The organism is Amycolatopsis sp. NPDC051071 (genome assembly GCF_040682875.1).
In the GTDB taxonomy this organism is placed as follows: Bacteria; Actinomycetota; Actinomycetes; order Mycobacteriales; family Pseudonocardiaceae; genus Amycolatopsis.
On the sequence record NZ_JBFBBY010000013.1, the window covers coordinates 25,701 to 52,371 of the forward strand.

Annotated in this window: 20 protein-coding genes; 7 read left to right on the forward strand and 13 right to left on the reverse strand. The window is 66.7% G+C overall.

The window, feature by feature from the left end; translation table 11 throughout:
* The first annotated feature begins 23 nt into the window (after positions 1-23).
* Complete coding sequence (locus tag AB0M65_RS06850) at positions 24-1,355, forward strand: FAD-binding monooxygenase (protein ID WP_364022597.1); 1,332 nt, start codon at positions 24-26, stop codon at positions 1,353-1,355.
* Between the two features lie 362 nt (positions 1,356-1,717).
* Here the strand turns inward: AB0M65_RS06850 and AB0M65_RS06855 are convergent, their stop codons facing one another.
* On the reverse strand, positions 1,718-1,996 hold the full coding sequence (locus AB0M65_RS06855; protein WP_364022600.1) for a phosphopantetheine-binding protein: 279 nt from the start codon (positions 1,994-1,996) through the stop codon (positions 1,718-1,720).
* A gap of 160 nt (positions 1,997-2,156) precedes the next feature.
* On the opposite strand from AB0M65_RS06855, the gene AB0M65_RS06860 reads away from it, so the two are divergent.
* Positions 2,157-5,357, forward strand: coding sequence for an AMP-binding protein (locus AB0M65_RS06860; protein ID WP_364022603.1), 3,201 nt, complete (start codon positions 2,157-2,159; stop codon positions 5,355-5,357).
* A 51-nt stretch (positions 5,358-5,408) separates the two neighbouring features.
* Positions 5,409-7,040, forward strand: a complete 1,632-nt coding sequence (gene cmdF, locus AB0M65_RS06865; protein ID WP_364022606.1) for a tyrosine 2,3-aminomutase — start codon at positions 5,409-5,411, stop codon at positions 7,038-7,040.
* Positions 7,041-7,560: 520 nt separating this feature from the next.
* Here the strand turns inward: cmdF and AB0M65_RS06870 are convergent.
* A complete protein-coding gene (locus tag AB0M65_RS06870) occupies positions 7,561-9,135 on the reverse strand; it encodes a 4-hydroxyphenylacetate 3-hydroxylase N-terminal domain-containing protein (RefSeq protein WP_364022609.1) in 1,575 nt (524 codons plus the stop codon).
* Positions 9,136-9,174: 39 nt separating this feature from the next.
* On the reverse strand, positions 9,175-11,157 hold the full coding sequence (locus tag AB0M65_RS06875; protein ID WP_364022612.1) for a peroxidase family protein: 1,983 nt from the start codon (positions 11,155-11,157) through the stop codon (positions 9,175-9,177).
* Between the two features lie 491 nt (positions 11,158-11,648).
* Between AB0M65_RS06875 and AB0M65_RS06880 the strand changes: the two genes are divergently transcribed.
* A complete protein-coding gene (locus AB0M65_RS06880) occupies positions 11,649-12,449 on the forward strand; it encodes a VOC family protein (protein ID WP_364022615.1) in 801 nt (266 codons plus the stop codon).
* Between the two features lie 52 nt (positions 12,450-12,501).
* On the opposite strand, the gene AB0M65_RS06885 is transcribed toward AB0M65_RS06880, so the two are convergent.
* Together AB0M65_RS06885 and AB0M65_RS06890 are read right to left on the reverse strand one after the other, a co-directional pair.
* Positions 12,502-13,899, reverse strand: a complete 1,398-nt coding sequence (locus tag AB0M65_RS06885; protein ID WP_364022618.1) for an FAD-dependent oxidoreductase — start codon at positions 13,897-13,899, stop codon at positions 12,502-12,504.
* Complete coding sequence (locus AB0M65_RS06890) at positions 13,892-14,509, reverse strand: hypothetical protein (protein ID WP_364022622.1); 618 nt, start codon at positions 14,507-14,509, stop codon at positions 13,892-13,894. Before AB0M65_RS06890 ends, AB0M65_RS06885 begins: the two co-directional genes overlap by 8 nt.
* 179 nt (positions 14,510-14,688) lie before the next feature.
* On the opposite strand from AB0M65_RS06890, the gene AB0M65_RS06895 reads away from it, so the two are divergent.
* A complete protein-coding gene (locus AB0M65_RS06895; protein ID WP_364022625.1) occupies positions 14,689-15,312 on the forward strand; it encodes a TMEM175 family protein in 624 nt (207 codons plus the stop codon).
* Positions 15,313-16,644: 1,332 nt separating this feature from the next.
* Here the strand turns inward: AB0M65_RS06895 and AB0M65_RS06900 are convergent.
* From AB0M65_RS06900 to AB0M65_RS06930, 7 genes are read right to left on the reverse strand one after another with little or no spacing between them, the layout of a single operon-like run.
* Positions 16,645-18,186 (reverse strand): FAD-dependent oxidoreductase, encoded by a 1,542-nt coding sequence (locus AB0M65_RS06900; protein WP_364022628.1) that lies wholly within the window; start codon positions 18,184-18,186, stop codon positions 16,645-16,647.
* A complete protein-coding gene (locus AB0M65_RS06905) occupies positions 18,183-18,914 on the reverse strand; it encodes a class I SAM-dependent methyltransferase (protein ID WP_364022631.1) in 732 nt (243 codons plus the stop codon). Before AB0M65_RS06905 ends, AB0M65_RS06900 begins: the two co-directional genes overlap by 4 nt.
* Positions 18,911-19,231 carry a lycopene cyclase domain-containing protein gene (locus AB0M65_RS06910; protein WP_364022634.1) on the reverse strand — a complete coding sequence of 107 codons (321 nt, stop codon included), beginning with the start codon at positions 19,229-19,231 and terminating at the stop codon, positions 18,911-18,913. Before AB0M65_RS06910 ends, AB0M65_RS06905 begins: the two co-directional genes overlap by 4 nt.
* Entirely contained in the window at positions 19,228-19,569 is a 342-nt protein-coding gene (locus tag AB0M65_RS06915; RefSeq protein WP_364022637.1) for a lycopene cyclase domain-containing protein, read from the reverse strand. The genes AB0M65_RS06910 and AB0M65_RS06915 overlap by 4 nt, the downstream gene beginning before the upstream one ends.
* Entirely contained in the window at positions 19,570-20,532 is a 963-nt protein-coding gene (locus AB0M65_RS06920; protein WP_364022639.1) for a phytoene/squalene synthase family protein, read from the reverse strand.
* Complete coding sequence (gene crtI, locus AB0M65_RS06925) at positions 20,529-22,049, reverse strand: phytoene desaturase family protein (protein ID WP_364022642.1); 1,521 nt, start codon at positions 22,047-22,049, stop codon at positions 20,529-20,531. Before crtI ends, AB0M65_RS06920 begins: the two co-directional genes overlap by 4 nt.
* Complete coding sequence (locus AB0M65_RS06930; RefSeq protein WP_364022645.1) at positions 22,046-23,146, reverse strand: polyprenyl synthetase family protein; 1,101 nt, start codon at positions 23,144-23,146, stop codon at positions 22,046-22,048. The genes crtI and AB0M65_RS06930 overlap by 4 nt, the downstream gene beginning before the upstream one ends.
* A gap of 481 nt (positions 23,147-23,627) precedes the next feature.
* On the opposite strand from AB0M65_RS06930, the gene AB0M65_RS06935 reads away from it, so the two are divergent.
* Entirely contained in the window at positions 23,628-24,518 is an 891-nt protein-coding gene (locus tag AB0M65_RS06935) for a MerR family transcriptional regulator (RefSeq protein WP_364022648.1), read from the forward strand.
* Positions 24,519-24,614: 96 nt separating this feature from the next.
* On the forward strand, positions 24,615-25,628 hold the full coding sequence (locus tag AB0M65_RS06940; RefSeq protein ID WP_364022651.1) for a DUF5914 domain-containing protein: 1,014 nt from the start codon (positions 24,615-24,617) through the stop codon (positions 25,626-25,628).
* 117 nt (positions 25,629-25,745) lie between these two features.
* Here the strand turns inward: AB0M65_RS06940 and AB0M65_RS06945 are convergent, their stop codons facing one another.
* The gene (locus tag AB0M65_RS06945; protein ID WP_364022654.1) at positions 25,746-26,669 is read right to left on the reverse strand and encodes an alpha/beta hydrolase; all 924 of its coding nucleotides are present in this window, start codon (positions 26,667-26,669) and stop codon (positions 25,746-25,748) included.
* Positions 26,670-26,671 lie beyond the last annotated feature (2 nt).

Sequence of the window (26,671 nt, forward strand, 5' to 3'; positions counted from 1 at the left end):
GCCCCCGAACGGGAGGGAGAGATATGTCTGGAAAGAAATCTCAGACCGGCGATCGCGTCGTGATTCTGGGCGGCAGTGTGACCGGGATGTTCGCCGCCGGTGCGCTCGCCGAAAGCTATCGAGAAGTGATCATCGTCGATCGTGATCAGATCGTCGGCGTCCGTGAGGCACGGCGTGGCGCTCCTCAGGCGCGCCACATCAACGGCCTCCTGGTACAGGGCGCGCGCAACATGGAGGAGCTGTTCCCGGACATCACCGCCGAGATGATCGCCGCCGGCTGTCCGCTGACCGACCTGTCGGGCACGGTCCGCTGGTACTTCGGCGACAAGCCGCTGCGGCAGATCCGGGCCGGCCTGACCAACGTGGGCTCGACCCGTCCGGTGCTGGAGTATCACCTTCGTGAACGGGTCGAGGCACTCGGCAACGTGACCTTCATGGAGGGTTACGACATCACCGGCCTGGCCACCACACCGGATCGCTCCCGAGTGACCGGTGCGCGTGTGCAGTCGCGCGACAACGGTAGTGAGGAAGTGGTGGTCGAGGCCGACCTGGTGATCGATGCCACCGGCCGCGGATCGCGCACACCCGTCTGGCTCGAAGGCCTCGGCTATCCCCGGGTGGAGGAGGAAGGGACCAAGGTCGGCGTCGGCTACGCCACGCGGCAGTACCGGATGCGGTCGGATCCCTTCGGTTCCGACCACTCGATCATCTGCGTGGCGAACCCGGGGCTGCCCCGCGGTGCGATCTTCACGAAAACCGACGGTGGCAAGGTCGAGCTGACCACGTACGGGATTCTCGGCGACCACCCGCCGACCGACCCGGAAGGCTTTACCCTCTTCGTCAAGTCGTTGATCGCACCGGAGATCTATGAGTCCATCGTCGAAGCCGAGCCACTGACGGACCCGGTGCTCTTCCGGTTCCCGACGACCCTCCGGCGTCGCTACGAACTCATGTCGCGACTCCCCGAAGGCCTGCTCGTGATGGGCGACGCCGTTTGCACCCCGAGCCCGGTGTTCGCTCAGGCGCAGTCCCTCGCGGCGATCGAGGCGCTGGCTCTCCGCGATCAAGTGCGCAGCGGGGTGCCGCCGCAGCCTCGCGAGTTCATGGCCGAGGTCGGCCGCATCATCGACCCGGCCTGGGAGATGACGGAGGCCATGAACCTCGTCCACCCGCGGATGGAAGGGCGCCGTACCCGGAAGGTCCGCTTCATGCACTGGTACATGAAGCGGGTTCAGCAGGCCGCACTCACCGACCCCAAGGTCACCGAGGCCCTCATGCGTTCGGCAGGCCTCGTCGATCAGGACGCGCTGATGCGCCCCAGCGTGCTCTGGCGGGTGCTTCGCTCGCGCCCCTGACCGGGTGCGCGAAGGGCACAGGTGGCGTCGGCCGCGGGGGTCGTGAGTGATTTGGGTCGATGTCTCCTTGCCTAGGTACAGGAAGGCCCCCTTCCTGTACCTAGGCGCAAGGAAGGGGGCCTTCATGTACCGGGGAAGGTGTGAAGGTCGAGTTTCTTCGGCTGAGCCGAGGGAAGGGGTCCTTCACGCGCCGCCGTGGTGACTGGTGCCCTTCGCTAGAACGCCCCAAATCACTCACGACTCATAGGCTACGCGGCAAAAGGGCCTGGGCCGGATTCGACGTGATGTCGAGTCCGGCCCAGGCCCTCAAGCTTTGTGCTTTGTCTCTGCTGCTTCAGTTCTTCTTCAGTGCCAGACACGCCCTAGGCCGCGCCGCGTTCCTCGCGCAGCGCCACCGCGGCGACCGCCGAGGCGAAGGTGGTGAGATCGGGATCCTCGAACAGCAGGCCGACATCCACCGTGACGCCGAGCTCGTCCTCGATCCTGGCGACGATCCGCACGGCCGAGATGGACTGACCCTGCAGATCAAAGAATGTGAGTTCGTGGAGCCCGGCCGGCATCCCGAGAACATCTTTCCAAATCTTCTCGACACGTTCTTCGATCGCCGGTGATGTTCGCTCGTGCGGGTCACGATCTGTCATGCTCTGCACTCCTTTCGGAAGGATTCACTGTCCATTGTCAGTGCGTGCGGAAAGGGCCGCATCCTTCCGCTTGCGGCCTTGGACGGGTGGCGCCGGATCCTTTCAGGGCAAGGCAATGGACGAGAAGCATTCGTACGGCGGCCCATGTGACGATTCCACAGTGGCAGAGGAAAGAGACGCGAGCGTGGACGGCACCCCGCGATTTCGTGCTGGGGAAGCGGTGGCTTCCCGTGCGCAAGAAGGGCTCTGGTTGCTGGAGAAGCTGCTGCCGAATACGGCGGCGTACCGCGTCTGCCGCCGGTATGAGGTAACGGGTCCTTTGCGCGTCGACGAACTCGGAACCGCCTGGCGAGCGGTCGTGGCCCGGCACGAGATCCTGCGGACGGCGATCGTCGGTGGGCGGCCGGTGCAGCGGATCACGGCCGAGCCCGCGGAATCGTTCGCCTTCGCCGAGATGAGCCATCTTTCCGCGCCAGACCTCGACTCGTACCTCGCCGGACTCGTCACGGACTCGCTCAGCTTCGCGGGCGGGCCGCTCGCCAGACTTACCGTGATCCGGGAGGCTCCGCGGCGATTCAGTGTCGTCCTGGTCCTGCACCGAGCGGTCGCCGACGAACGCTCGGTCTCGATCCTCATCGAGGAGCTGTCCGAGAGCTACACACGTGCCTGCGGTGCCCCTGAACTTGAGCCAGCAGGGCCGGAACCCGTCGCCCAGTATGCCGATTACGCACGGTGGGAGCGCGCTCAGGAGACGACCCCGGAGTTCGGGCGCCTGCTGGAGTGGTGGACCTCGTCGATGACGCCGGCGCCCGCGTCGCCGGTGCTGCCGACGGACCGGGCCAGGTCGGTTCGACCGGTCATGAGCGGCGGCAGGTTGCCGTTCGACTGGGGTTCGGAGGTCGGGCGTGGGCTCGCCGAATTCAGCCGATCGGAGCGTACGACCCCGTTCGTCATCCTGCTCGCGGCGTTCCAATCCCTGCTCCACCGATACGGCGGCGAGGACCGGGTCGCCGTGGGCGTCCCGTTGGCAGCGCGTCCGGAGGAATTCTCCGGTGCTCTGGGGCCCTTCGAGAACCTGGTCATACACCAGGTGGATTTCGACGGCGCACCGTCCTTTCGGGAGCTGACGAGGCGCGTGGCACGGGTGGCGCGAGAGGCGTCCGACCATCGGATGCTGGGTTTCCGGCACCTCGTACGTGCGCTCGAGGCCGACCGCGATCCACGTCGGATCCCTTTCTGCGACGCCATGTTCGTCCTCAGGGAGCCGGAGACCGAACTCGCACTGTCCGGGCTCGAGGTCCGGCCTCGCCTGCTCGGGACCGGCGCGGTCAGCACCGATCTGACCCTGACCGTGGACCAAGTGGCGCCCTCGGTCGCCGGGACCCTGGCTTTCCGCGATGACCTGTTCGGTACGGAGCAGGCCTCGATGGTGCTCGCTCAGCTGCGCGTCCTGCTCGGTGCCGCGCTCGCGGCACCCGACGTGGTGCTGGATGAGCTGCCACTGGACACGGCGTACCGGAGAGCGGCGACGGCACGTGCGACGGACCGGATCGATGACGCCGTGGTCATCGATGAACCGGTTCAGGATTCGGTACGGCGCCACGCCGCGCTGGCCCCCGACAGGGCCGCCGTCGTCTGGGGTGACGGCGTTCTCACCTACGGCGCCCTGGAGCGCGAGGTGACGATGATCGCGGATCATCTCCAGGCCTTTGACGCGGCCGGAGCGGCCGTGGCCGTCCGGATGACGCCGGGAGCCCGCCAGGTCGCCGCCTCGTTGGGAGCTCTCCGTGCCGGCGCACACCTGATCTGGCTGGGCACCGGCGAGCAGGGGGAGCGCGGTAGAGCCGTGCTGAGCGCGACGCCGCCGGCCTGTCTGCTGAGGGAGTGGGACCAGGAGGAGGATGACCTGGCCCGCTGGTATCGCGACGAACTGGGCGGCCGCATCGTCGACATCGGGGGCGTGATCCGCGGGAGACCGGTTCGGCAGGCCAGGGAACCGGCGCCGCCGCAGGAGACCGCGTACATCGCTTACACCTCCGGGTCGACTGGCGCTCCGAAAGGGATTCCCCAGACTCACATGGCCTTCGCGCAGTTCGTCCACTGGCTGGCCGAGACCTGCGAAATGGGGCCAGGCGCACGGGTGGCGCAATGGGTGGCCCCGGAACACGATCCGAGCCTCTGTGAGGTGTTCGCGACACTGGCCGCCGGGGGGACGTTGTATCCGGTGCCACAGAAGATCCGGGTCCATCCCGGCAAGCTCCTCGACTGGCTTGTCACGGAACGGATCACGTTTCTCCAGACCGTCCCCAGTTTCGCGAGCGAACTGCTGAAGGAGATCGCGGACCAGGGCGCGGGCATGCGGCTGAGCGAGCTGAAATGCCTGGTGCTGATGGGCGAAGCACTCCCGAGGGAGCTGGCGAACACTTTGCGCGCCACCTTGCCGTCCGTGCGTCTGGTGAACATATACGGCCCGACCGAGACGATCACGGCTACCTGGCACGAAATCTCCTCGCCCGTGGACGGCGTGGTGCCGATCGGAGAGCCGATTCCCGGCCGCCAGGTGCTGCTGCTGGGCGATGACGATCGTCCTTGCCCGACCGGGGTCACCGGCGAGATCGTCATCCGGAGCCCGTATGTCACGCGTGGCTACGTCGGCGGCGGCGGCGACGGTGAGGCGTTCCGGCCGGTGCACGGTCTCGGAACGGACGTTCGCTGCTACCGCACGGGTGATCTCGCCCGTTTGCGGTGGGACGGGTTGCTGGAGTTCCGCGGTCGCCGTGATCTCCAGGTCAAACTCCAAGGCAATCGGCTCGAGCTCGCCGAGGTCGAGGCAGCGCTCGCCGAGCACGACTCGGTGGCGGAGTGCGCCGTGGTCTCGCTGTCCGACGAGCGCGGGCTGGTGGTCCGGCTGGTCGCCTACGTCAGGGCCCGGAAAGCCTCGCCGGGCCGTGCCGACACCGAGGTGTGGCGAGGTCACCTGCGGCGCAGGTTCGGCGACGCGGTACGCCTCATCTCGTTCGAACCGGTGAGCGCGCCGTTGCCCCGCACCGCCGGCGGCAAAGTGGATCGCCGCCGCCTGCCGAAGCCGCGCGCACGTTCACTGGCCACCAGGCCACCGCGTCCGGGTATGGAACAGGACCTGGCCGCGATCTGGTCGGCGCTGAGCGTACACCCAGCCACCGCACTGGAGGGTTTCTTCACCGCAGGCGGTGATTCCGTGCTGATTCCCGAACTCGGCGATCAAGTCCGTGAACGGTTCGGCGTCGACGTCCCCGTCGCGGAGTTTTTCGCACACAGCACGTTGGCAGGCATGGCTGCCTTGATCGAAGCCGCGGAAACGCGCGAGGACGCGGCGGCATGACCGATGTGGGCGGCCACCACGGTTGTCGCCGAACAACCCGGAGGAGAAATTGTGACTCAGACTGAAACAGAGCATTCGGTTGTCTTCGATGGCGAAGGCCTGAGCATCGCCGACCTTCGTGCGGTGGCCGAGCAAGGGGCGTCCTGCTGGGTGCCGCCGTCTGTGCTGGAGCGCGCGAAGGAAAGCCGGGCGAGGTTCGAGGAGATCGTTCGCCAGGAGATCCCCATCTACGGGGTCACCACCGGCTACGGCGAGATGATCTACATGTTGGTCGCCACCGAGAAGGAGGTGGAGCTGCAGACCAACCTGGTGCGCAGCCACAGCGCCGGCGTCGGTCCGCTGTTCGCCGAACACGAGGCGAGAGCCATCGTCGCCGCGCGCCTGAACGCGCTCGCCAAGGGGTATTCGGCGGTGCGGCCGGAAGTGCTGGAACGGCTCGCCCTGTACCTCAACCTCGGGATCACGCCTGCCATCCCGGAGATCGGCTCGCTCGGCGCGAGTGGTGACCTGGCGACGCTTTCGGCCATCGCGATCACGCTCATCGGTGAGGGGTACGTCCTGCGCGACGGGAAGAAGGTACCGACCGGCGAAGTGCTCCGCAGCCTGAACATCGAGCCTCTGGAGCTGCGCTTCAAGGAAGGCCTGGCGCTGATCAACGGCACCTCGGGGATGACCGGCCTCGGTGCGCTCGTCGTCAGCCGGGCGATGACCCAGGTGAAACACGCGGAAATCGTCTCGGCACTGATGATCGAGACCCTGCGTGGCTCGACCAGCCCGTTCCTGCCGGAAGGGCACGATGTGGCGCGTCCGCATCAAGGCCAGATCGACACCGCGGCCAACATGCGAGCGCTGATGCAGGGAAGTGAGCTTACCGTCGAGCATTCGGATCTGCGACGCCAAGTCGCGGACGGCGGCGACAAGGGCGGCGGCGACGGCAAACTGCACGAAGAGGGTGTGCAGCGCACAAAGGTCTATCTGCAGAAGGCCTACTCCCTGCGCGCGATCCCTCAGCTCGTCGGCTCGGTCAGGGACACGCTCTACCACGCGCAGAACAAGCTCGACATCGAGATCAACTCGGCTACCGACAACCCGTTGTTCTTCGAGGGCAAGGAGATCTTCCACGGCGCGAACTTCCACGGCCAGCCGATCGCGTTCGCCATGGACTTCGTGACGATCGCGCTGACCCAGCTCGGGGTGCTCTCGGAGCGGCAGACCAACCGGCTGCTGAACCGCCACCTTTCCTACGGGCTCCCGGAGTTCCTCGTCGCGGGTGACCCGGGGCTCAACAGCGGGTTCGCCGGAGCGCAGTACCCGGCGACCGCGCTGATCGCGGAGAACCGGACGATCGGCCCTGCCAGCACGCAGAGCGTTCCGTCCAATGGGGACAACCAGGACGTCGTCAGCATGGGCCTCATCGCCGCGCGCAACGCACGCAGGGTCCTCGAGAACAACGAGAAGATCCTGGCGGTGGAGGTGCTGGCCGCCGTGCAGGCGGTGGACATCTCCGGCCGGTACGAAGGGCTGAGCCCGGCTTCAAAGGCCGCGTACGACAAGGTGCGCTCGCGGATCCCCACCCTGGACCGTGACCGTTACATGTCCGACGACATCGAAGCCGTGGCCGAGATGCTGGCGGGTGGCGAAATAGTCCGCGCCGTCGAGGAAGCGGGCATCGAGTTGCGCTGACAAGGAAACGAGAGTGGGGACTGGCGGCCGCCAGTCCCCACTTTTGGTTTGTCAGCGCAGCGAGCTTATTTGAGAGGTAACTCAAATGTGGCGTGTCCTGAAGGCCCCCGTGGGGCCTTCAGGACATCACGCTTCGACGCCGGGGAGCGGTGTTCCCGCCTGTCGCGAAAGCCCCTTTCGGCCACGCCAATTTGCCTTACTGCCCCCAATGTGGCATTGGAGACACCGAGCGTCTCCAATGCCACATTGGGGGCACTTGCCTTCCAAAAGGCGTCCTTTGTGGACAACTCCGATCTCGTCCCGGCTTCCGTCAGCCAGGCCGAACCCGCGCCAGGTCACGCCACGTTTGACCTAACCCCCAATGGCCCGAATCGCCACTCACGACCACCGACCCACCACGCTCCGGCACCCTCACGCGAGCGAAGTACATGATGGCCTCCTTCCTTGCGCCTGGCGCAAGGAAGGAGGCCATCATGTACTTCGGGGGGGCCTTCGCGATACCGGCCGGCTAGGGTGGTCCTCAGTCGAACATGGCCTTCCGGCCCTCCCGCAGGTGATCGAAGTTTTCGAGGTCGGGCACCCGCCAGCCGTTCAGGTCGTACTCGTTGAGGCATTGGTCGACGAACGCCTTGTAGCCGTCGATCTGCCCACTGGCGATCTGTCCGTTCAACAGTTCAAGGCGGGTGTTCTCATGATTGCCGGCATAGTTGCGTTCGTACAGTTCGTGCCTGCCGCCGAATTCGGTGCCGACCGCGTCCCACAGGAGTTTCATCAGCTTGACCCGCTCGACCGAGTCGATGCCGTTCGACCCGCGGACGTATTTGTCCAGATACGGCCGCACGTCCGGATTCTGAAAATCGTCGGCGCTGGAGTTCACGTAGATCAGCCCGCTGGCGACGTCCTGCAGCGCGATCTCCCGGATCCTCGGGTAGGCGATCTGCACAAGCCACCGGTAGGCCATCCCGTACTGCGGATTGGGCAGCAGCGCGCCGTTCTTCCATTGCACCGGGTTGCGTGCCGCGGCGTCGGACAACGCCCAGAACATGTTGCGCCAGCCGACCACTTCACCGAGTCGCGTCTGCACACCCCGGAAGTCGCCGGTGCCGGTCATCTCGACCGCCTTGGCCAGAAGACCGATCAGGAACTCCAGTTTCACCGCGAGCCGGGTGGCACCGTGGAAGGTGAAGCGCTCGGTGAACCCGGACTGGCCGGCGAACATCTGTACCTTTCCGAGGTCACCGTAGATGAACACGTTCTCCCAGGGAATGAACACCTTGTCCAGGATGAGGATGGTGTCGTTCTCGTCGAGACGGGAGGAAAGCGGATAGTCGAACGGGCTGCCCATGACCGCCGCCGTCGCCGCATAGGACGGGCGGCAGATCAGTTTCATTCCCGGCGCGTCCATCGGCACGGTCGCCACGAGGGCGAATTCCTTTTTCCGCACCGGCAGGCCGTAGTGGGCGATGAAGTTGTAATGGGTCAGCGCGGAAGCGGTCGCGACGACCTTGGCGCCGCTGACGATGAGCCCGCCGTCGGTCTCCTTCTCCACATGGATGAAGACGTCGGCCACCTCGTCCGGTGGGCGCGAACGATCCACCGGAGGGTGCACGATCGCGTGGTTCCAGTACAGCACCTTCTCCTGGGATTCCTTGTACCAGCGCCTGGCGTTGTCCGCGAACGGACCGTAGTACTCGGCGTTCGCTCCGAGTGTGCCGAGGAACGCGGCCTTGTAGTCGGGGCTGCGGCCCATCCAGCCGTAGCTCAGGCGAGCCCACGCCGCGATGGCGCGCTGATCGGCGACCAGGTCCTCGACGGTGTGCGGAGTGGTGAAGAACCGGTGGGTGTAGCCGTCGCTTCCAGTGTCGGTCGGCGCTGTGAGCACGCCTTGCTGCTCCGGATCGTGCAGTGAGTCGTAGAGACGCGCTGTCATCCGGACAGGATTCCGGAACGCCGGATGGGTGGTGACGTCCTTGACCCGCTCGCCGTAGATGAAGACTTCCCTGCCGTCACGGAGACTTTCGATGTATTCGTCGCCGGTGAAGGGGCGCGTTCGCCGGGGAACGGCGTGGGGATCGGGCTCGTGAAGCGCGGTCATCGATGGCCTTCCCGCAGGGTTGTCGGAGCTGGACGAGCGTTAGACTTCCGCGCGGCCGCAGTGCCACGGCTTGGCGTTCTTCGATGCCGCCATCGCCGATCCTCCGGCCGCCGCTCCGCCGAACACGGCAGGCGAGACGCCGTCCGCCGCGTCGGGATCTGAAGGCGCCGTGAAAGAATGTTGCGTCCCTTGGGCGAAGAAGACGTTCGGGGCGAGGCTCTCCCTCGGCATGCCCGTGTTCAGCGCGATGAGGTCACCGAGCGACTTCCGGTAGTCGATTTTATAGGTGCGCTTGATATAGGACAGCAGGGGATAGTTGGCGTAGAAGAATCGGTCGCCATCGCGCAGTGCCGCGAACTGCTTGCGCCAGATGGCCAGCTGCAACTCGCCGAACTGCGAGCCGGGGAGATGTCGTTCCGCGACCATGCCGACGAAGGCGTCCACTTTGTCCACGCTGCCGTAGATCGCCTTGAGCCGGGCCGCCAGGGTGCTGCGCCGCACACCCTTGGTGGCGTTGTCCGCTTCGACGGTCGTGGGCTTTCCGTGGATGTCGTACAGGGCCGTGTATTCGAGGCTGCGCGGGTCGTTGATCTCGTCGCCGGGGGTGAGACCGGCGGACTTGAACTCCTCGGTGTTCTCACCGGTGATCGACCGGAACGACTTCTTCGGGGGCAGGCCGTACGCCACGCGGAGCTGGTTGTAGGTCGGGATGCCGTGGTCGCGGCCTCGCTGGATGTCGACCGCGGCGAGGTCGTTCACGCCGTGGACGCCCGGCTCGAGTTCGAAGACGAAGCTGCGCAGCATGTCGCCGATCAGTTCGTCGTTCTTGACGTGAGGCTTCAAGCCGATTCCGTGCAGCAGCGGTCCCAGCTGAACCTTTTCGACGAGATCAGGGTTGAACATCGTCTTTTCGGCCAGCGGAAGGACCATGTGGGCCTTGCCGTGTGCGACGTTCACCGTGAGGCCCAGCGCGCGCAGCTCGTCGAGGGTGGCCTTGCTGTAGCGGCCGGCGTCGGTTTCGACGTGGATGTCGTTGCGGATCAGGCTGTGCGCCCGGTATCCGACAGTGGCGAACTCGTTGGAGATGCCGGTGTCGACGCCGGGGTTGTAGCCCGTGTAGCGAGGAAGCTTGACGCCCATCGCGGGCAGGAATTCGTTGAAGGTGATGTACTGCTGCTCCGCGATGACGACGGCCCTGGCGACCTGGAACCGGTCCTGCTCCGACATCCATTTCGGCAGGAGGGCCACGATCCGGTTGTGCTCGCGGGCGAACAGTGTCTGAACCGCGGTCAGCATCGGGTTCTCGTTGGAACGCTGGTCTCCCGTGACCACGGGAGCGCCCGGGTCGGGCTGCGAACCCTGCACCATCGTCGGAGCGGTGTCGACGTTGCCGCGACTGCGCTTCCGGGGCAGGTGATTGCCCGGCATCAGCAGCCGCGCGCCTTCGCGCTCGGGATTCCCGTCGGCGGGCCCTTCCCGTAGCCAGTTCAAGCGACTGGCGGAGGTTCCGTACACGGCCGAGGCGTCGATGTACGAGCTGATCTGGTTGATCTGATCACGGGGATTGGTCTCACCGGTGCCGGCGGCGGGGATCGACCGCTCGAAGAAGAGGACACCCAGGTTGTTGGGATACTTGTCGATCGGGTCGTTGGAATCGACCGGGATATTGGCGGTCTCCCCGGGTTCTCCCGTTTGCCGCCTGCCGAGGCGCATGGCGCAGGTGTGGTCGAGGAACTGCCCCCACGCGAAGGCCCAGGCGCTGACATTCCGCTCCGAGTACAGATGCACTCCGGTGTCGTTGAAGATCCGGTTGCTCACGTACCGGGGATTGGGCCCTAAGGGCTGCTCGCCACGGCCGTCGGAATAGTTCGCCGGAGCCACCCGGGGGTACACGGTTCCCGCCAGACCCCAGGTCGGGTGGAGCTGGTTGTTGCCGACGCCGCTCAGGCTGCGCGTTTCCCACTTGCCCAAGACGGCGTCACCGGCGTCCTCGGCGTTGGCTACACCGTCGAGCGGACGCATGCCCAACGTGAATGCCGCCGTCGCCCCCGCGGCGGTTCCCGTGACCAGAAAGCGCCTGCGCGAGATTGCACACATAATTTCCTCCCAGGCCGATAAGGCCGGTGCCGTCGAGTCCGCAACAGCCGGTCGGAGTCCTGAACTCGCGTCCGATCCGAACCGATCCAATCCGTTCCCAGTCTGGCACCGTTCCCAGACGGCACCTCTCGTATCCTGCTCGCACAGCCGGAGGTGAGAACGCGGCCCATGAGTGGTAATGACGGTCAGGGTGGACCCTTGTCGTCGAAGTCACCCTGGTGCCTGAGGTGGCGCGGCACCGCACTCGCGTGCTCAGACCCCGCACACGCGAGTTACGTGCTCAAGCACGCGAGTTACGGCTTCAAGCACGCGAGTTACGTGCTCAAGCACGCAAGTCACGCCGCCGCGCTCGGTCCTGACATCCGTGCGTTTCGCGGTACCTTGCCCTGAAGGAAAAACACGGAAGAGGAGTTCGGATGGCTTTGACCGACGCGGTCTTGGAAACGCGGCTGCCGGCGCAGGATCTCGATCGGGCCCGACGCTGGTACGCGGAGAAGCTCGGTCTGGATCCCGTGGACGAACGACCCGGCGGGTTGCGATATCGCTGCGGACCGACAGTGTTCTGCCTGTTCGCTTCCAGCGGCGCCTCCGACGGTTCGTTCACCCAGCTGGCCTTCGAAGTCGACGACATCGAGGCCGAGGTCGCGGAATTGCGCACCCGCGGGGTCGTATTCGAAGAATATGACTTTCCGGGCTTCCGCACGGTGAACGGGATCGTCGACATCGACGACAACTATCCGAGCCGGGGCAGCGGCGAGCGCGGGGCGTTCTTTCGCGATTGCGAGGGCAACATGATCTCGCTCGGCCAGCCCGTGGGAGCTTCGGCGCCGGACGAGGCAGCGCCGAAGCTGCGCAGCACCAGCGTGTTGCTCGGCTCCGCGGATCCCGAACGGCTACGCGGTTTCTACGAGCGCGTGTTCGAGGTTGAGCCCGTCGAAGGCTGGCTTCAGCTGGGCACTGTCAGCCTGCTCGTGGACGGCCGCGACGACGTCGCCACCCGCACCGCCGAACCGGGCCGGGTGCTGCTCACCGTCGACACCGACGACGCTAAGACGATCGTGCAGCGACTGCGGGCCGAGGGAGCGCCGGTGGTGAGCGATCTGGAAGAGCGTCCGGACGGTCACTTCAGCACTTTCGAGGACCCCGACGGAAACCACGTCCAGGTGATCCAGCTGAACGAGGCGTACTTCGCCCGTCTCGGCGACGTGCCGGCCTGATGTCGTGGCGAAGGCCTCTTTCCCCGGCGACTGGGGAAAGAGGCCTTCTGCTTCAGGCGGCGCGCCGTGTTCCGTCTCGCCGTTCGACGGGTACGGCGTGGACCGCAGGCCCAGGCGCGGGCCGCCGGACGGCATGCCGCAAAACCTTGGCGACCATGCCGGGCCGCATCAGTGCGGTCGGCGCGTCCATCAGGCCCGCGATGCGCAGGTAGGCATCGGTGACTCTCGGGTCCTTGGTGGCGGCGTACTGTACGCGCGCGATGAAGGAGTTCCCGATCCGTACCTTGGGCGTGCGTTTCCCTTCCACACCGGGGAAGTCGAGGTCACCACCCGCGGAGATCTCCCACGGGACGTCCACGATGCGTGCGATGTCACGCAGATAGGCGGCGGGGTCGACGACACCCCCATTGCGGTAGAGGTGATCCCGCAACGTGATCGCCTCCAGCGCGGCCACGCTCATACCCTGCCCGTAGACCGGGTTGAAGCTGCACACCGAGTCACCGAGCAGCAGCAGCCCGGCGGGGAAGCGGGTCAGGCGTTCGTAGCGGCGCCGGACGCTGGCGGGGAACTGGAAGGTGACCGGATCGGTGAGTGCTTCGCCGTCGGCGACGGCCTCGTAGATCTCCGGAATAGGCAGCGAGCGGGCGAACTCCAGGAATCCCTCCGAGTCGGTGGGTGGTTGGTCGCCGAGGAGCCCGGTGAGGGACAGAATGCAGACGTCGCGGCCGATCTGGCCGAAGAAGGCCCCGCGCGGGTGCGCGGGTGAGGCGACCGGGTTGATCGACTGCACTCCCTCAAACCATTCCGGCTGGGTGCGGTAGATCCGTGAGGTGTAGGCGAGCCCGACCGATACCCGGTCCTCCTCAGGGCGCCGGTAGCCGAGTTGGGCCAGCCAGGCCGGTGTCCGCGAGCCGCGTCCGGTGGCGTCGACGACCAGGTCCGCCGTCAGCTCCTGCTCGTCGGATCCGGGCGCCCGCTTCTGAACCTTCACGCCAGTGACGCGGTCTTTGCCCGGCGAGGTCAGCAATCCGACGATGTCGTGGCCCTCCATGAAAGTCACGGTGGGCAGCGCGGCCACTCGCGCACGGACGCATCCCTCCAGAAACGGTCGTGGCGCGGTGACCGAGACCAGTCCGGTGCGCGCGGGCGCCAGTTTGCGGCCGTTGAAGTACCAGCGCATCTCGCCGAGGTCCCCGATCGGTACGCCCGCGGCCGCCAGTTCCTCGGTGAGGCCGGGGAACAGCTCTTCGAGAACGAGTTGCCCGCGTCCGTGCAAGCTGTGGGCGTGCTGGGTGTGCGGAGTGCCCCGCCTCACTTCGTGCACACCGACCACGGTGTCCCGGTCCACCACGAGAACTTCGCGGTATGTCTCGGCGAGCACACGAGCGGCCAGCACACCGGCGATACTGCCCCCGAGGACCACCGCCCGCTCTCCCGCGTAGTTACCCATCGGGCATCCCTCCTCGTTGCGCAGATGGACTGAATTTCGTCCAATCATGCGCCCCGTCGAGAGTGTCTGACCACTTCATGGTTGCCCTACGAAAGACGTCACATTCTGAGGCGTCGACGGCGTTGCACCTGCGCCAGGGCGGGGTTGGCGGGTACGGATTCCTCGACGGCGGGACCGAATACGCCATCTCCGCGTTGCCACGGTGAACCGCGGATACGTCGTGCACGATCGCGATGTCGCGGCGTGGCCGGGCATGCCGCTGTGTGGCAGGACGCCGGTCACCGCCTTGGTGGCGGCGCCCCTTGAGACAGTGGAACCCGTCCAGGCGGTCGAGCACGTCCTTCACCGCGAGCATCGCCAGGTTGAAGACCGTGCCGAGGAGGTGTCCGTCCTGGAAGAACATCGGCGTGACCATCCGCCACCACTCGCCGGCGGCCAATGCGGCCGGGTCGCGGCGGAACTGCCCCAGCAGCTCCGGGCGCGCCATCTGCGCCACGCCGGCTGCCGCGGTGACCAGCCAGACGGCTGCGGTGGCCACCGGCTTGCGCGCGCGGCGTCCCATCGCGGCCGGCAGCCGGTCCAGCGTGACGGTGATCGTCGCCTCGGTCATGCCAGGAACTTCTGCCAGGATGCGGCCCGGCAGGTCGTTCGGATGTCAGTCGGCGGGCATGACATTTGTCCTGGACATCGGTACACCGCTGGGCGGAGGACGGCGCCACCCGGCCAGCGGTGAGGCTCCGAAGACACCGGCGTTCAACGGGTCGAGGCCGAACCGCATACGCTCCTCGAATGCTCCAGAACAGGTCCCCCGAACGACTGGTGTTCTTTACCGACGCCGTCGTCGCAATTGCGATCACCCTGCTGGTCCTGCCGCTTGTCGAGGCTGTTCCGGACGCCGTTGCGCAGCATCTCGACCCAGCCGCCGTGATCAGCGAGAACCAGGGGAAAATCTACGGATTCCTGCTCAGCTTCGCGGTGATCGCCCGACTTTGGGTCGTGCATCACCACGTGTTCGAGCAGGTGAAGGCGTACAGCAAGCCGTTGATGGTGACGAACTTCGGCTGGGTACTGACGATCGTGGTGCTTCCATTCCCGACCGAGGTGGCGGGTTTGTACGGCAATGACCGGTTTACCTCGTCGCTCTACATCGGCACGATCCTGGTCGCCTCTCTGTTCCAACTGGTGATGGTGCTGATCATCCGGCGCGACCCGGCCCTGCGGGACGAGGACAGCGAACTCGCGCGAGCGCCGCTGTTCGACACGTCTGTCAACACGGCTTTGCTGGCGGTCGCGTTCGTGGTGGCCGCGCTGGTGCCGCACGCGGGGTACTACATGCTCCTGCTCCTGCTACTACCGGCGATCATCACGCGGTTCCGCAAGACCAAGAGCGCCGCGGCGGAGGTGGATGCCTAGTACCTGGAGCGCCCGCACATCGGCATGTGCGGGCGTTTGCAGAGACGCGGGCTCAGCGGCATGAGCGGACGGCGCGTCTCGGGTAGCCATTCGAGAAAGCACGGATCCGGCTGTCCCGTACCTTTGCCAGGAACCTGTGAGCCTGGGCAACGGCGAAGCGTACGACCGTGGAGATACGCGGTATTCCACGTCTTGGAGAAACGGACCCAGGAGATCCACGAGTGGGTCGTGTTCTCTTGAGGGGGACTGTCGTGCGGGACTGTGTGGATTTCGGATCATCCAACGCGTCAGAATCCACACGGTCACCGGATGTGGTCCGGTATCGAGGCACCGAATCGCCACTGACGGCCCACCCTATGCCGCCACCGCGCCGGGAAACCAGGGGCCACGATCGGTGTTGTAACCCGTCTTGAGCTGCACGTACATGATCCGCCTCGACATGGCGTGGAGAATAAACCGGCACACCAGCCCGCCGCACCGCAATTACTCGACATTTTCATCCATGCACGCCGTCATGTCCGCCATTGGCCGGACGAGCACCATGCGGCATGAGAGTGCGTTGCAGCGTGGTCGCCTCACATTAATTTCCTTGGCTCCACTGTGCGGCGTGTTCGAGGGAGTCAGCGCTCGTACCAGGACTGCCTCAGCGGCTGAGGTCGTCGGCCCTCTGCTCGGCCGGGTGGGACGCTGCCAGCCGCTGGCAGTCCTTCTCGGAGATCGGAAGCGTGGTGTACTCGAGCAGCGATTTGCCGGTCGGCCGCCAGCCGCCGTCCGGTGTGGCCTGGTGCCTGGGCTCGCTGTGACCGACTTGTTCGCGGGGTTGGCGGCCAGGGCGGAGGCGTGACTCGCGTGCTCAAGCACGTAACTCGCGTGCTTGAAGGCGTAACTCGCGTGCTTGAGCACGTAACTCGCGTGCTTGAAGAGGGATCTCACGTGCTGGACGCCGAACTCGGTGTGCGGAGTCTGAGCACGCGAGATACGGCTCTGAGCACGCGAGTGCGGTGCCGCGCCACCCCAGGCGCCACTTCGCCCGAAGGCGCCACGTTTGCCTAGAACGCGCATTGCCACTCACGATCCCCAGTCGAGGCCGCACATCTAGGTAGTATTCGGACGTCCAGCCGTCGATAAGCGTCCTTTGTGGACACGGTACGATAGTGGTGCTTCACCAATACCCACCAAATTCCATGGTCCCTCGTTCGGATCGACCTGCGGGCATTTTGATCCAGTCCGGGCTGGCGTCCTTTGTCCTCAGCAGGTTGAAGGGGCGGAAGTCGGCGAAGTAGGCTGCCCCGCTACGTAACGGAAACTTTCCGAACACCGCGACAGTCACCCTCAAGATGTCCCGGTGAAGTACTTCGAGGTGGCGAGCCGGTTGAGCAGGCTGATGCGTCCGTGGTTCGGCACGGATCGGATGGGGTGGCCGGCGAGACCCCAGTGCCGCAGCAGTGCATTGGCCGCGGCCCAGCCGGTCGCGGCCGCGCGTTCCATGAGGGCCACCGGCAGGTCGATCCGGACGCCGTCTCCCGCGAGTACCAAGGCCACTTCGGGGGTCTCCACTGTGGGCCGCCGGGCGAAGTCGCCGAGTCCGAACAGCGGACAGTCTTGGCGCCACAACGTTTTCTCGCCGACGACGCACGCGTCCCGGGTCTCCGGGTAAATTTCATGGAGACGCTTTTCCAAGGCTTTCTCCAACCGGCTGGAGTCCTTTGTGGTGGCCGCGTAGGCGTGTAGTTCCACCACCGAACCGCCGGTGCGAGCGGCCCAGCGCCGGGCTTCTCCCTCGTATCGGTCGAGCAGGCTGATGTTGTCCAGTGGAGGGACGCTGCCGGTGCCGAGGAACGGCGACCGCTGTGCTGCGACAGGACGGTCGAGCCAGAGCCGCCGGACCAGGAACGGCGGAGCTGTGCGTAATTGCCCGATCGCGGTCCGCCAAGCCTCGGTCCCGACAGTGGGGGAGGCTTCGACGACTGTACGCAGCGCGGCGACATCGCAGGCGAGGACAATGCCGTCGAAGTGCTCCGTGCTGCCACCGGTCTCGACTTCGAAGCCGTCTCTGTCCTGGCCGAGAGCTGTGACGGGCGTGCCGGTGCGGATGTCGACGCGGCGGCTGGCGAGGTAGCCGGCGAGCGGATCCCACAGCGCCTGAGGGAACGGTTCGGTCGGCACATCGAAGACGAGACCTTCGCTGGATCCCAGAAAGTACAGGTGGAACATGGTCGCCAGTTCCGCGGCAGACAGATCGTGCGGGTCGGCGAAGAAACTGCGGGAGAACACTTCGAACGCGAGGTGTTGTGCGGCCGCCGGGAAGTTGATCGCTTCGAGGAAGGAGGAGGCGTCGGTGCGGTCGAGCCGGTGGTAGGTGTCGGGCACGCTGACCGTCGCCAGGGGCAGGGCGTCGCGGCCGCTGATCCGGAGCAGGTCCTTGAGGGTGAAGGTCGGGCTTCGCCAGGCGAACGCCAGCGCGTTCCAGGGTGGTGTGCGGGGGAGTCCGGCGAAGGTGTCGGTGCGCCCGTGGGAGTCGAGCAGCGGGTAGTCGGCCAGTGCGGTGAGCCGGTCGAGATGAGGATCGGTGCGCGTCAGCAGTGCACGCAAGTTGTAGTACTGGCGGAAGAACGCGTGGAATCCGCGGCTCATCGTCACCGAGGTGCCGTCAGGCAGCTGTTCCCGCCAGCCGCCGACACGCCCGCCGAGATGATTTTCGCGTTCGAAGACGGTGACGTCGACGCCGCGTTCGGCCAGTCCGGTCGCCGCGGTGAGCCCTGCGATGCCGCCACCCACGACCGCCACGGTCGGGCGTTCGCCGAGCTGGCCGGCGTCGGCAAGGCCGCGTGGTGCCGGGCGGGTGACGACCTTCGGGTCCTGTGGCCGGGTCACGAGGTCTCCTGCGGGGCGGTGCCGACGACGGTGTGCACGATGTCCCGTTGCCAGCCGGGGACGGTCGCGGTGTGGATGTCGATGAACCCGGCGTCGGTGAGACGCTGGGCGAGTGCGCGGAGCCCGTCGAACTCGAGAACACTGCGGCGAAGGTGGCGGTAGAGCGTCGCGTCACCGGTGGTGAGCTTCCCGAGAGGGATGATCACGCCCGCGCACACGGCGTTCCAGATCCAGCGGGCTCGCCGCGAGTCGCGGACCGAGTACTCATGCACGGCGATCCGGCCGCCGGGCCGGAGCAGACCCCGCAGGCGGCGCAGTTGCGCGGTCGGGTCGGTGAGGTTGCGCAGCAGGTACGCCGCCAGGATCGCGTCGAAAGGTCCAGTGACTCCGGCGAGCTCCTCGACCGGGGTGTGCACGAACTCGACAGAAGGTGGCCAGCTCTTCGCGCGAGCCCTGGCCAGCATCTCGGCGGACGCGTCGAACGCCGTGATCCGCGCGGCCGGTGCCACGAACGACAAAGCGGCCGTCGACGCCCCCGTCCCGCAGCCCGCGTCGAGCAGGCGCAAACCGGGCGCTCGCAGTGGAATGTCCAGCCTCAGGGCGGAAAGCCGGAGGTGTTGGTGATAGCCGGGATTGGCGCCGACCAGCCGGTCGTACCAGCGTGCCTCCGTGTCGAACGCCGACGGCACCGAATCGCGCGGCAGGCCGTCTTTGGCCAGCTCGTTCATCGTGCCGCCTCTCGTGGCCGGGCCCGTTCCCACAACAGCAGCACCGCTGTCACCAGCGCGTAGCCGAAGAGAAAGTCCTCGACCGGGATGTCCCAAGGGAAGCGCCAACCGGTGATGTGCTCGGGTGCGTAGAGGACGATCGGGGCGGACAGCTTCGTCAGCCAGCCGTCGACCGGTATCTGGAAGCCGGTGACGATGGTCATCGTGAGCCAATAGGCGAGCTTGCGGAACAACCCGGTCTTCAGCACAGCCAGCTCGAAGGCCACGACCACGATCATCGCCGCGACGGCCGGGAGGGTGTAGCCCCACGGGATCATCGCCTGCCCACCTGTCCACCGCGTTGCCGGATCGCCGCCAGCGTGAGCTGCACCATCTCGTACGTCAGCACGCCGCATACCGGGATGACAATGAAGAACAGGATCTCTTCCAGCGGGATGGCGAACGGGGCGTTGACACCGGTGACGAATTCGGGCGCGTAGTCCCAGACTCCGGCCGCGATGGCCAGCGCGTCCCAGACCAGGAATACCATCGCCACCGGAAACACCGCGCGGGCGAGCCGCTTCGGCTGCCGGTAGACGCGGGCCCCGGCGAACTCCAGTGGCAGGGTCACCAGAACGCACGCGGTCAGCACGATCAGGTATTCGGCCTTGCCCATTCAGTCCACCGCCGATGGGGGAGCGGGCGCGGGATGCCTGGTGCGGGCCCAACGCGAACGCGCCAGCGCGCGGCAGCCGACCGAGAGCCGACGGCGCCGGGACACCGTGGCGCGGCCGGCGAAGACGTCGTGATTCGCCTCTTCGATCCGATCGAGGATCTGCCCGTACAGGGTGGCGGCGGTGGCGACGCAGGGTCGCGAGACCGGATGCAGCATCGCGATGCCCGGCCGCGCATCGGCGTAGATTTCCCGGGTGATGGCGATCTGCTCCTTGATCGCGGCCCGCACGGGTGCGTCGGCCCGGCCGTGTTCCGCGCACCAGGAGAGCCGTTCGCGATCGACGTCGTGTGCCTTGAGTTCGTCGGCGGGAAGGTAGACGCGTCCGCGCGCGAAGTCCTCGGCGACGTCGCGAAGGAAGTTGGTGAGCTGGAACGCTTTGCCGAGCGCGGCGGCTCTCGGAGCCGCTTCTTCGCGAGGAGACACCGCACCGAGGATCGGGAGCACCTGCAGGCCGATCACCTCGGCTGAGCCGTGTACGTAGACGTCGAGGTCTTCGCGGGTGGCGTAGTCGGTCACGCTCAGATCCATCCTCATCGACGTGAAGAAAGCGCGGAAAAGCCGTTCCTCCAACTGATACCTGGCGGCCGTGTCGATCACGGCGGTCAGCAAGGGATCTTCGCTCACGGTCGAGGCCAGGTCGGTGCGGAAGCGTTCCTCCACTTCGGACAAGCGAGCGGCCAGAGATCGGGGTGTGTCTTCGGGATCGGGCTCGTCGACGATGTCGTCCAGCCAGCGAGCGAAGCCGTAGAGCGCGTGGACGGCGGGTCGTTGCGCCGGGGTCAGCATGCGGGTCGCCAGGAAGTACGTGCGGCCGTGGCGGGCATTCAGGCTGCGGCACCAGGTGTAGGCGCGTCGCAGCCCGGGGTCGTGGATTCCGGCGGCGTTCAGTTCACCGCGGGTCATCGGTTCGCCTCCGCCGCGAGATCGACCATGCGTGAGCGCCGGCCGTCGGGCACACCGGTGATCCGGTCGGCGGCCAGCCTGCCGGAGATCAGCACGGTCGGCACACCCACTCCTGGCACGGTCGCGCCTCCGGCGAGCACGACGTTCTCGGTGCTACGCGGGAGGTTGCCGGGCCGGAACGGACCGGTTTGACCGAAGGAATGCGAGTAGCTGAACGGTGTTCCGGCCACCAGGCCCCGGGCCGCCCAGTCCGCGGGGCTGATGATCTCGGTGAAGTCGGGTTCGAAGTCCGGCAGCTGTCGTCGGCGTGCCACGGCAAGGATCTCCTCCGCGTAGGGACCCGCTTCGGTCGCCCAGTCCGCCGGTCCACGGTCCAAGTTCGGTACCGGAGCGAGGATGGAGTAGAGCTGACGGCCGGGTGGTGCGAGTCCGGGGTCGGTCGCGGTCGGCCGGGTGATCAGCAGTGACGGATCGGTCATCCGGCGTCCGGTGGTGATGAGTTCGTCGAAGGTCGAGCGCCAGCCCTTCCCGAACGAAATGGTGTGGTGCCCGACTTCCGGGTGGTCGCCGGGCCCGCCGGTGTGCACGATCAGCGCCGACGGCGCGGGCCGAAGCGGAACGGGACGTCTAGGGCTCCGGCCGAGAAGGCGGTAGCTCTCCGGTAGCTCGGTCGTCAGCACGACCGCGTCGCACGGATGACGTTCGCCACCCGCGGTCCGGACGGCGGTGACCCGGCCGCCCTTGCGTTCGAGCGCCTGGACCGGGTCGCTGTAGTGAAATTCGACGCCGTTCGCGGCGGATACCCTGGCAAGTGCCTGGGGGAGTGCCGCGATACCGCCGGGCGGGAAGTACACGCCGCCGATGGTGTCCATGTAGGAGATGACCGCGTAAAGCGCCAGCGCCCGCATCGGCGACTCGCCCGCGTAGAGCGCTTGGAAAGTGAAGACCCGCTTCAGCCGCTCGTCGGACAGGAACGAACCGATCTTGCCGTCGAGCCGCCGGAAGCCGCCTAGCGCCACTAGCCGCGCGAGGTCGGGCTTGAGCATGCCCAGCGGTGAGTCGATGTTGGAGTCGATGAACCGGGTGAACTCGGTTCGGTAGAGCCGGGTCAGCCACTCGCGCAGCCGGACATAACCCGTGGCCTCCGTGGGACCGGCGAACTTCCGCACCGCGTCGGTCATCGCGGCCGCGTCGGTGTGCACGGGAAGCTTGCTGCCGTCGGCGAAGTGCGCGACATAGGCCGGATCCAGTCGAGTCAGCGGCAGTTCGTCGCGCAGTTCCGCGCCCACTGCGCCGAAGGTGTCTTGCAGGATCGACGGCATGGTCAGCACGGTTGGTCCGGTGTCGAGCAGATAGCCCTTCCGCTCGGCGCGTCCCGCGCGGCCACCGGGAGCCGGATCCCGCTCGAGAACGGTGACTTCGCGGCCCCGGCCCGCCAGGTGCAGTGCCGCGGCCAGACCGGACAGTCCCGCTCCCACCACGACGATCCGGTCCGTCCGGCCGGGCACGGATTTCATTGGTCGCGCTCCGTGCACCTGACGGCCAGAATGGAGAGTGAATCCGCGGCGTGCGGGGGGAAGAGGGCGGGGTCGATCGCCGCGACGGCCTTATCTGCGCGTTCCCTGATGAGTTCGCCGAGACGATCGCGAGCCCCGGACGTCACGATGAGCCGGCGCCAGCGGGACACGGCTTCGTCATCCACTGTGGGAAGCGCGAGCAGTTCGTCGAGTTCCGCGCGCTGTCGCCGGTCGGCCATCTCGGCGGCGAGCACCACGACGCTGGACGCTTTCCGGTCGCGAAGGTCTTGGCCGGCGGGTTTTCCGGTGACCGCTGGGTCTCCGAAGACGCCGAGCAGGTCGTCCCGGAACTGGAACGCCTCGCCCACCAGTTCGCCGTAGTCGGCGAGGGCGTCCAGGACGTCCGGCCCGCAACCGGCCAGAGCCGCGCCGAACTCCAACGGCCTGCGGACGGTGTAGTTGCCCGACTTCCGGCGCAGGACGTCGAGAAGGGTTTCCCAGCTGGGGAATTCCCTTGCGTCGTTGACAAGGTCGGCAAGCTGCCCCACGGCCAGTTCAGCGCGCATCAGGTCGTATCTTGGCCAGCCACGCGACAGGCTCTCGGTGTCCAGGCCGGATTCCCGGAGCATCTGCTCCGACCAGACCAGGAACAGATCTCCGAACAGCGTCGCCGCGGATTCGCCGAACCGGTCGGCGGATCCGCTCCAGCCCTGTTCGCTGTGCCAGCGCGCGAACCGTATGTGCAGTGCGGGTCGGCCGCGGCGCAGCAGTGAGCCGTCCATGACATCGTCCTGTGCCAGCGCGAAACAGTGGAGCAATTCCAAGCTCGACGCGGCCCGCAACGCGGCATCCGATTCCGGTCCGCCGCATCGCCAGCCCACATAGGCGAACATCGGGCGCAGCGATTTTCCACCGGCGACGAACTGAGGAATCACGGTTTTCGCGAGTTCGCCTTCACGGTGGCCGGAAAAATGGTCGAGCGCCCGCGCTTCGGCGAAACGGTGTGCTTCAGCCAGGCAACGCTCGCCGAGGGCGTCCAGCCATGCGACCCGCGCCTCCTCCGACGGCATTACGTCCGCCGTGGTGATCGACGCCATCCTTGCCCCCTCAGCCGATCGATAATTCGATTCGCAACCGTTTCATGGCTGGTGCACCATGTCTACTGGATCCGGCGCCACCCCTGCAACCTGAGCGTCATTGGCTGTGAGGCGCGGAGCCCTCGGCTACCCCTGACTTCAGAGAGGTAAACCCGGATCGCTCATGAATCGAAGTGGCCGCCTTGTCAACGAGGGTGGCAAGGTGCCGCCACCCTCCGTGGTCCGGCTCGGCACCCCCGGACTGTGTTCGCGCACACACACTGGGTGAACTCAGTAGACTGGGAGCGCGGATATCTCCGCGACGAAACACAACGCGTAGAGCTTGAAAGTGATGTTGTCGCGTCACGGGTGGTTTCGAATCGCCAGATGCCGTATCCGTAAGTGCGAACATGACCAGTCGTCAGCTGTGTCCAGCGGAGCTCGAGTTCGCGGGTGGCGGGCGCGTCAACGACGGTTTTGGGTGATGGAAACGTGGTGCTGGATGGACGTCGACCAGATGAGCGGCGGTGGCGGCTCTCAAGCGGGTGGTTCGTGGGCCCCCGGTAAGGTCGCCGAGGTGCTGGGCGTTTCGCCGGTCACGCTCCGGACCTGGGCCGCGCGCTACGGCATCGGCCCCACTTTGCGAGCCGATGGACGCCATCGCCGGTACTCCGACGCGGACATCCGCCGACTGCAGCATATGCAACGGCTCATCGATCGGGGTATCCGCGCCCGCGAGGCCGCCGCGGCGGCGTTCTCGGGCGTCGACGAGGCGATTCCCGAGATCTCGATCGCCCGGCGGGTCGACGAGATCGAACAGGCCGCGGAAGACCTCAGTTTCGTATCCATCGCGGCGTTGCTGGACGAGACCCTCGGCGCCTTGGGCGCGGCGGCCATGTGGACAGAGGTGCTGTTGCCGATCCTGCGCAACCTCGGCGGCCGCTGGCTTCGGGGGGATGTGTGCTTCGAGTCGGAGTGGGCCCTCACCACCGAGGTGTCCCTGGCGCTCCAGCGTTACGTCGCCCGGTTCGCCAAGACGCCTTCGGAACGCGGAGTGCTCATAGCCTGCTGTCCGGACGAACGGCACAGCCTGCCGGTCGAAGTCCTGCGAGCGTCGATGGTGGAGGTCGGTATCCCCGCGGTCTATCTCGGCCAGATGGTGCCCGCGGAGACCATGGTCGGCATGGCCTCCAAAGTGGATCCGACGCTGATCGTGCTGTGGTCGATGTCCGCCAACACCGTCGACGACCTGCTCTGTCAGCGGTTGCAGCGCCGCGGGTTCGAGGTCGTCGTCGCAGGTCCGGGCTGGGAGGGACTCAACGCGCACGATGCCCGCTGGGTGAACAACCTCGCGGACGCCTTGGACCTCGCGGCAGAGCGCTTGAAGGCTTGAACCGCTCGCGGAACCGTTGCGGAATCGCTTCACGTGCCAGAAAATGAGCTTGGCACGGGCCATTCCGGCCGGTCTCGCAGGTCAGGAGGGTTTCTGGTGGGTTTCAGGCGGCAGGTGGTCGAGCGGTGGCCGGCGAAGTGGCCGGTCCAGCCGTTCCGCGAACCGACCTGGGCCCGGCAGGACCCGACGTACCGCGAATGCAGCCCCGCTCTGATCGACGCAGCGGTCAAGCGCGCTGATTCCCGGCCTGCGGGCAATTGGTTCGTCGTCGCGGCCAGTCGCGAGATCGGCGAGGACCGGCCGAGTGGTGTACGGGCCGCCGGCAGAGAACTGGTCGCTTGGCGTGGTGTCGACGGTGGCCTGACCATCGGTCCCGGTGCGTGTCCTCATCTCGGCGCCCCGCTGGATCAGGCTCGTGTCCACTGTGGAGAACTGGTATGCCGCTGGCATGGGCTTCGAGTCGGGCCGGAGCGCTCTGGCTGGTCGCCATTGCCGTCCTACGACGACGGTGTGCTGGTCTGGGTCCGGCTCGATCGCTTCGGGGGCGAAACGCCGACGGAACAGCCGATCGTGCCCACCCGTCCTCAAGGCGGCTTGGCGGTCGACGCGGTCGCGACGCTGACCGGGATCTGTGAACCGGTGGACATCGTCGCGAACCGTCTCGACCCGTGGCACGGCGCCTGGTTCCATCCGTACTCGTTCACGCGGCTGCGGGTTCTGGCCGCTCCGCGAGGCAACGACGTCGCCGACGCCGACGACAAGTTCGTCGTCGAAGTGACCTTCCGGATCGCCGGGAAGCTGGGCGTGCCGGTGATCGCCGAGTTCACCTGCCCGGAACCACGAACGGTCCTGATGACCATCGTCGACGGCGAGGGTGCGGGCAGCGTGGTCGAAACACACGCCACCCCACTCGGGGAAGGTTCTGACGGCCGCCCTCGCACCGCTGTGATCGAGGCGACGATCGCGACGTCTGACCGGCCTGGTTTCGCCAACGCGGCCAGGATCGCGCCGGTACTGCGTCCGATGATGCGGCGCGCGTCGGCGCGTCTCTGGCGGGACGACCTCGCTTACGCCGAGCGGCGCTATGCCTTGCGGGCGGGTCACACCTGACTTGCCGTGCTGGACTGGGATCCCGTCGGTGTCGCACACCCTTGTCAGGCTCTTCGAGGACTGAGGACGGCCGAAGGGGGGCGACCGCATCGGCGGTCGCCCCCCTTCGCTGTCTGATCAGAGGTTCTTTTCGAAGAAGGTACCCAGCTTCGCCAGCGCCTGGTCGACGTACTTCGGCTGGTCGTACAGGTCGTAGTGGCTCGCGCCCTGGACGATGAAGATGTCCTTCTTTTCCGAGCGGGCCCGGTCGAACAGTTCGAATCCGTCCCGGTAGGACCCGAAGCCGCCCGGCACGTCACCGACGATGACCTGCAGCGGCTGCGTCAGCAGCACTTCGGCGAGGTGGAAGGCGTCGAAGCCGACCGCCGCTTCGAGGCCGGAGAAGCGCAGCTTGTTGGGAGAGCCGGCGCTCTGCCCCCTGGGGGTGGTGTAGTACTCGACGGCGTTGACGATGTCGACGTCGGTGATTCCGGCCTTTTCCCGCTCCTCGACCGAGGAAGGGATGTAGGTCGTGATGTGCGGCTCCGCGCCCCGGGCCTCGGCCGTGCGTTGCTTGCCGATCGCCTCGAGCGTCGCGACCGCCGCGTTGGCGCTCAGATCACCTTCGCGCATGAGCCGTCCGTAGTTCGCGGCGACCACGGTGCCCAGCGCCTTGATGCGGTGGTCGGTCATCGTGGCGTTCGCGGCGTAGCCACCGCCGCCGCAGACACCGACCACGCCGATGCGGTCTTCGTCGACGTAGTCCAGCGTCACCAGGTAGTCGATCGCGCAGCGGAAGTCCTCGACCCGGGTGGCGGGGTCTTCGAGGTAGCGCGGCTCGCCGCCGCTGGCGCCCTGGTGCGACGCGTCGAACGCCAAGGTCACGTAGCCGAGCTCGGTCAGCCGTTCGGCGTAGATGCTGCCGGACGTCTGCTCCTTGCAGCTGCTGATCGGGTGGGCGCAGATGATCGCCGGGTACTTCTTGGCCGGGTCGAAACCCTCCGGGAAGCGGACGTCCGCGGCGACGTCCCAGGTGCGGTTCTTGAACGTCACGGATTCCATGG

What these genes read in the sequence shown, in the direction of transcription:
- AB0M65_RS06850 (WP_364022597.1), top strand. Translation starts at nt 24, where the DNA reads ATGTCTGGAAAGAAATCTCAGACCGGCGATCGCGTCGTGATTCTGGGC.
- AB0M65_RS06855 (WP_364022600.1), bottom strand. Translation starts at nt 1,996, where the DNA reads ATGACAGATCGTGACCCGCACGAGCGAACATCACCGGCGATCGAAGAA.
- AB0M65_RS06870 (WP_364022609.1), bottom strand. Translation starts at nt 9,135, where the DNA reads ATGACCGCGCTTCACGAGCCCGATCCCCACGCCGTTCCCCGGCGAACG.
- AB0M65_RS06875 (WP_364022612.1), bottom strand. Translation starts at nt 11,157, where the DNA reads ATGCGTCCGCTCGACGGTGTAGCCAACGCCGAGGACGCCGGTGACGCC.
- AB0M65_RS06880 (WP_364022615.1), top strand. Translation starts at nt 11,649, where the DNA reads ATGGCTTTGACCGACGCGGTCTTGGAAACGCGGCTGCCGGCGCAGGAT.
- AB0M65_RS06885 (WP_364022618.1), bottom strand. Translation starts at nt 13,899, where the DNA reads ATGGGTAACTACGCGGGAGAGCGGGCGGTGGTCCTCGGGGGCAGTATC.
- AB0M65_RS06890 (WP_364022622.1), bottom strand. Translation starts at nt 14,509, where the DNA reads ATGACCGAGGCGACGATCACCGTCACGCTGGACCGGCTGCCGGCCGCG.
- AB0M65_RS06895 (WP_364022625.1), top strand. Translation starts at nt 14,689, where the DNA reads ATGCTCCAGAACAGGTCCCCCGAACGACTGGTGTTCTTTACCGACGCC.
- AB0M65_RS06905 (WP_364022631.1), bottom strand. Translation starts at nt 18,914, where the DNA reads ATGAACGAGCTGGCCAAAGACGGCCTGCCGCGCGATTCGGTGCCGTCG.
- AB0M65_RS06910 (WP_364022634.1), bottom strand. Translation starts at nt 19,231, where the DNA reads ATGATCCCGTGGGGCTACACCCTCCCGGCCGTCGCGGCGATGATCGTG.
- AB0M65_RS06915 (WP_364022637.1), bottom strand. Translation starts at nt 19,569, where the DNA reads ATGGGCAAGGCCGAATACCTGATCGTGCTGACCGCGTGCGTTCTGGTG.
- AB0M65_RS06920 (WP_364022639.1), bottom strand. Translation starts at nt 20,532, where the DNA reads ATGACCCGCGGTGAACTGAACGCCGCCGGAATCCACGACCCCGGGCTG.
- crtI (WP_364022642.1), bottom strand. Translation starts at nt 22,049, where the DNA reads ATGAAATCCGTGCCCGGCCGGACGGACCGGATCGTCGTGGTGGGAGCG.
- AB0M65_RS06930 (WP_364022645.1), bottom strand. Translation starts at nt 23,146, where the DNA reads ATGGCGTCGATCACCACGGCGGACGTAATGCCGTCGGAGGAGGCGCGG.
- AB0M65_RS06935 (WP_364022648.1), top strand. Translation starts at nt 23,628, where the DNA reads ATGGACGTCGACCAGATGAGCGGCGGTGGCGGCTCTCAAGCGGGTGGT.
- AB0M65_RS06945 (WP_364022654.1), bottom strand. Translation starts at nt 26,669, where the DNA reads ATGGAATCCGTGACGTTCAAGAACCGCACCTGGGACGTCGCCGCGGAC.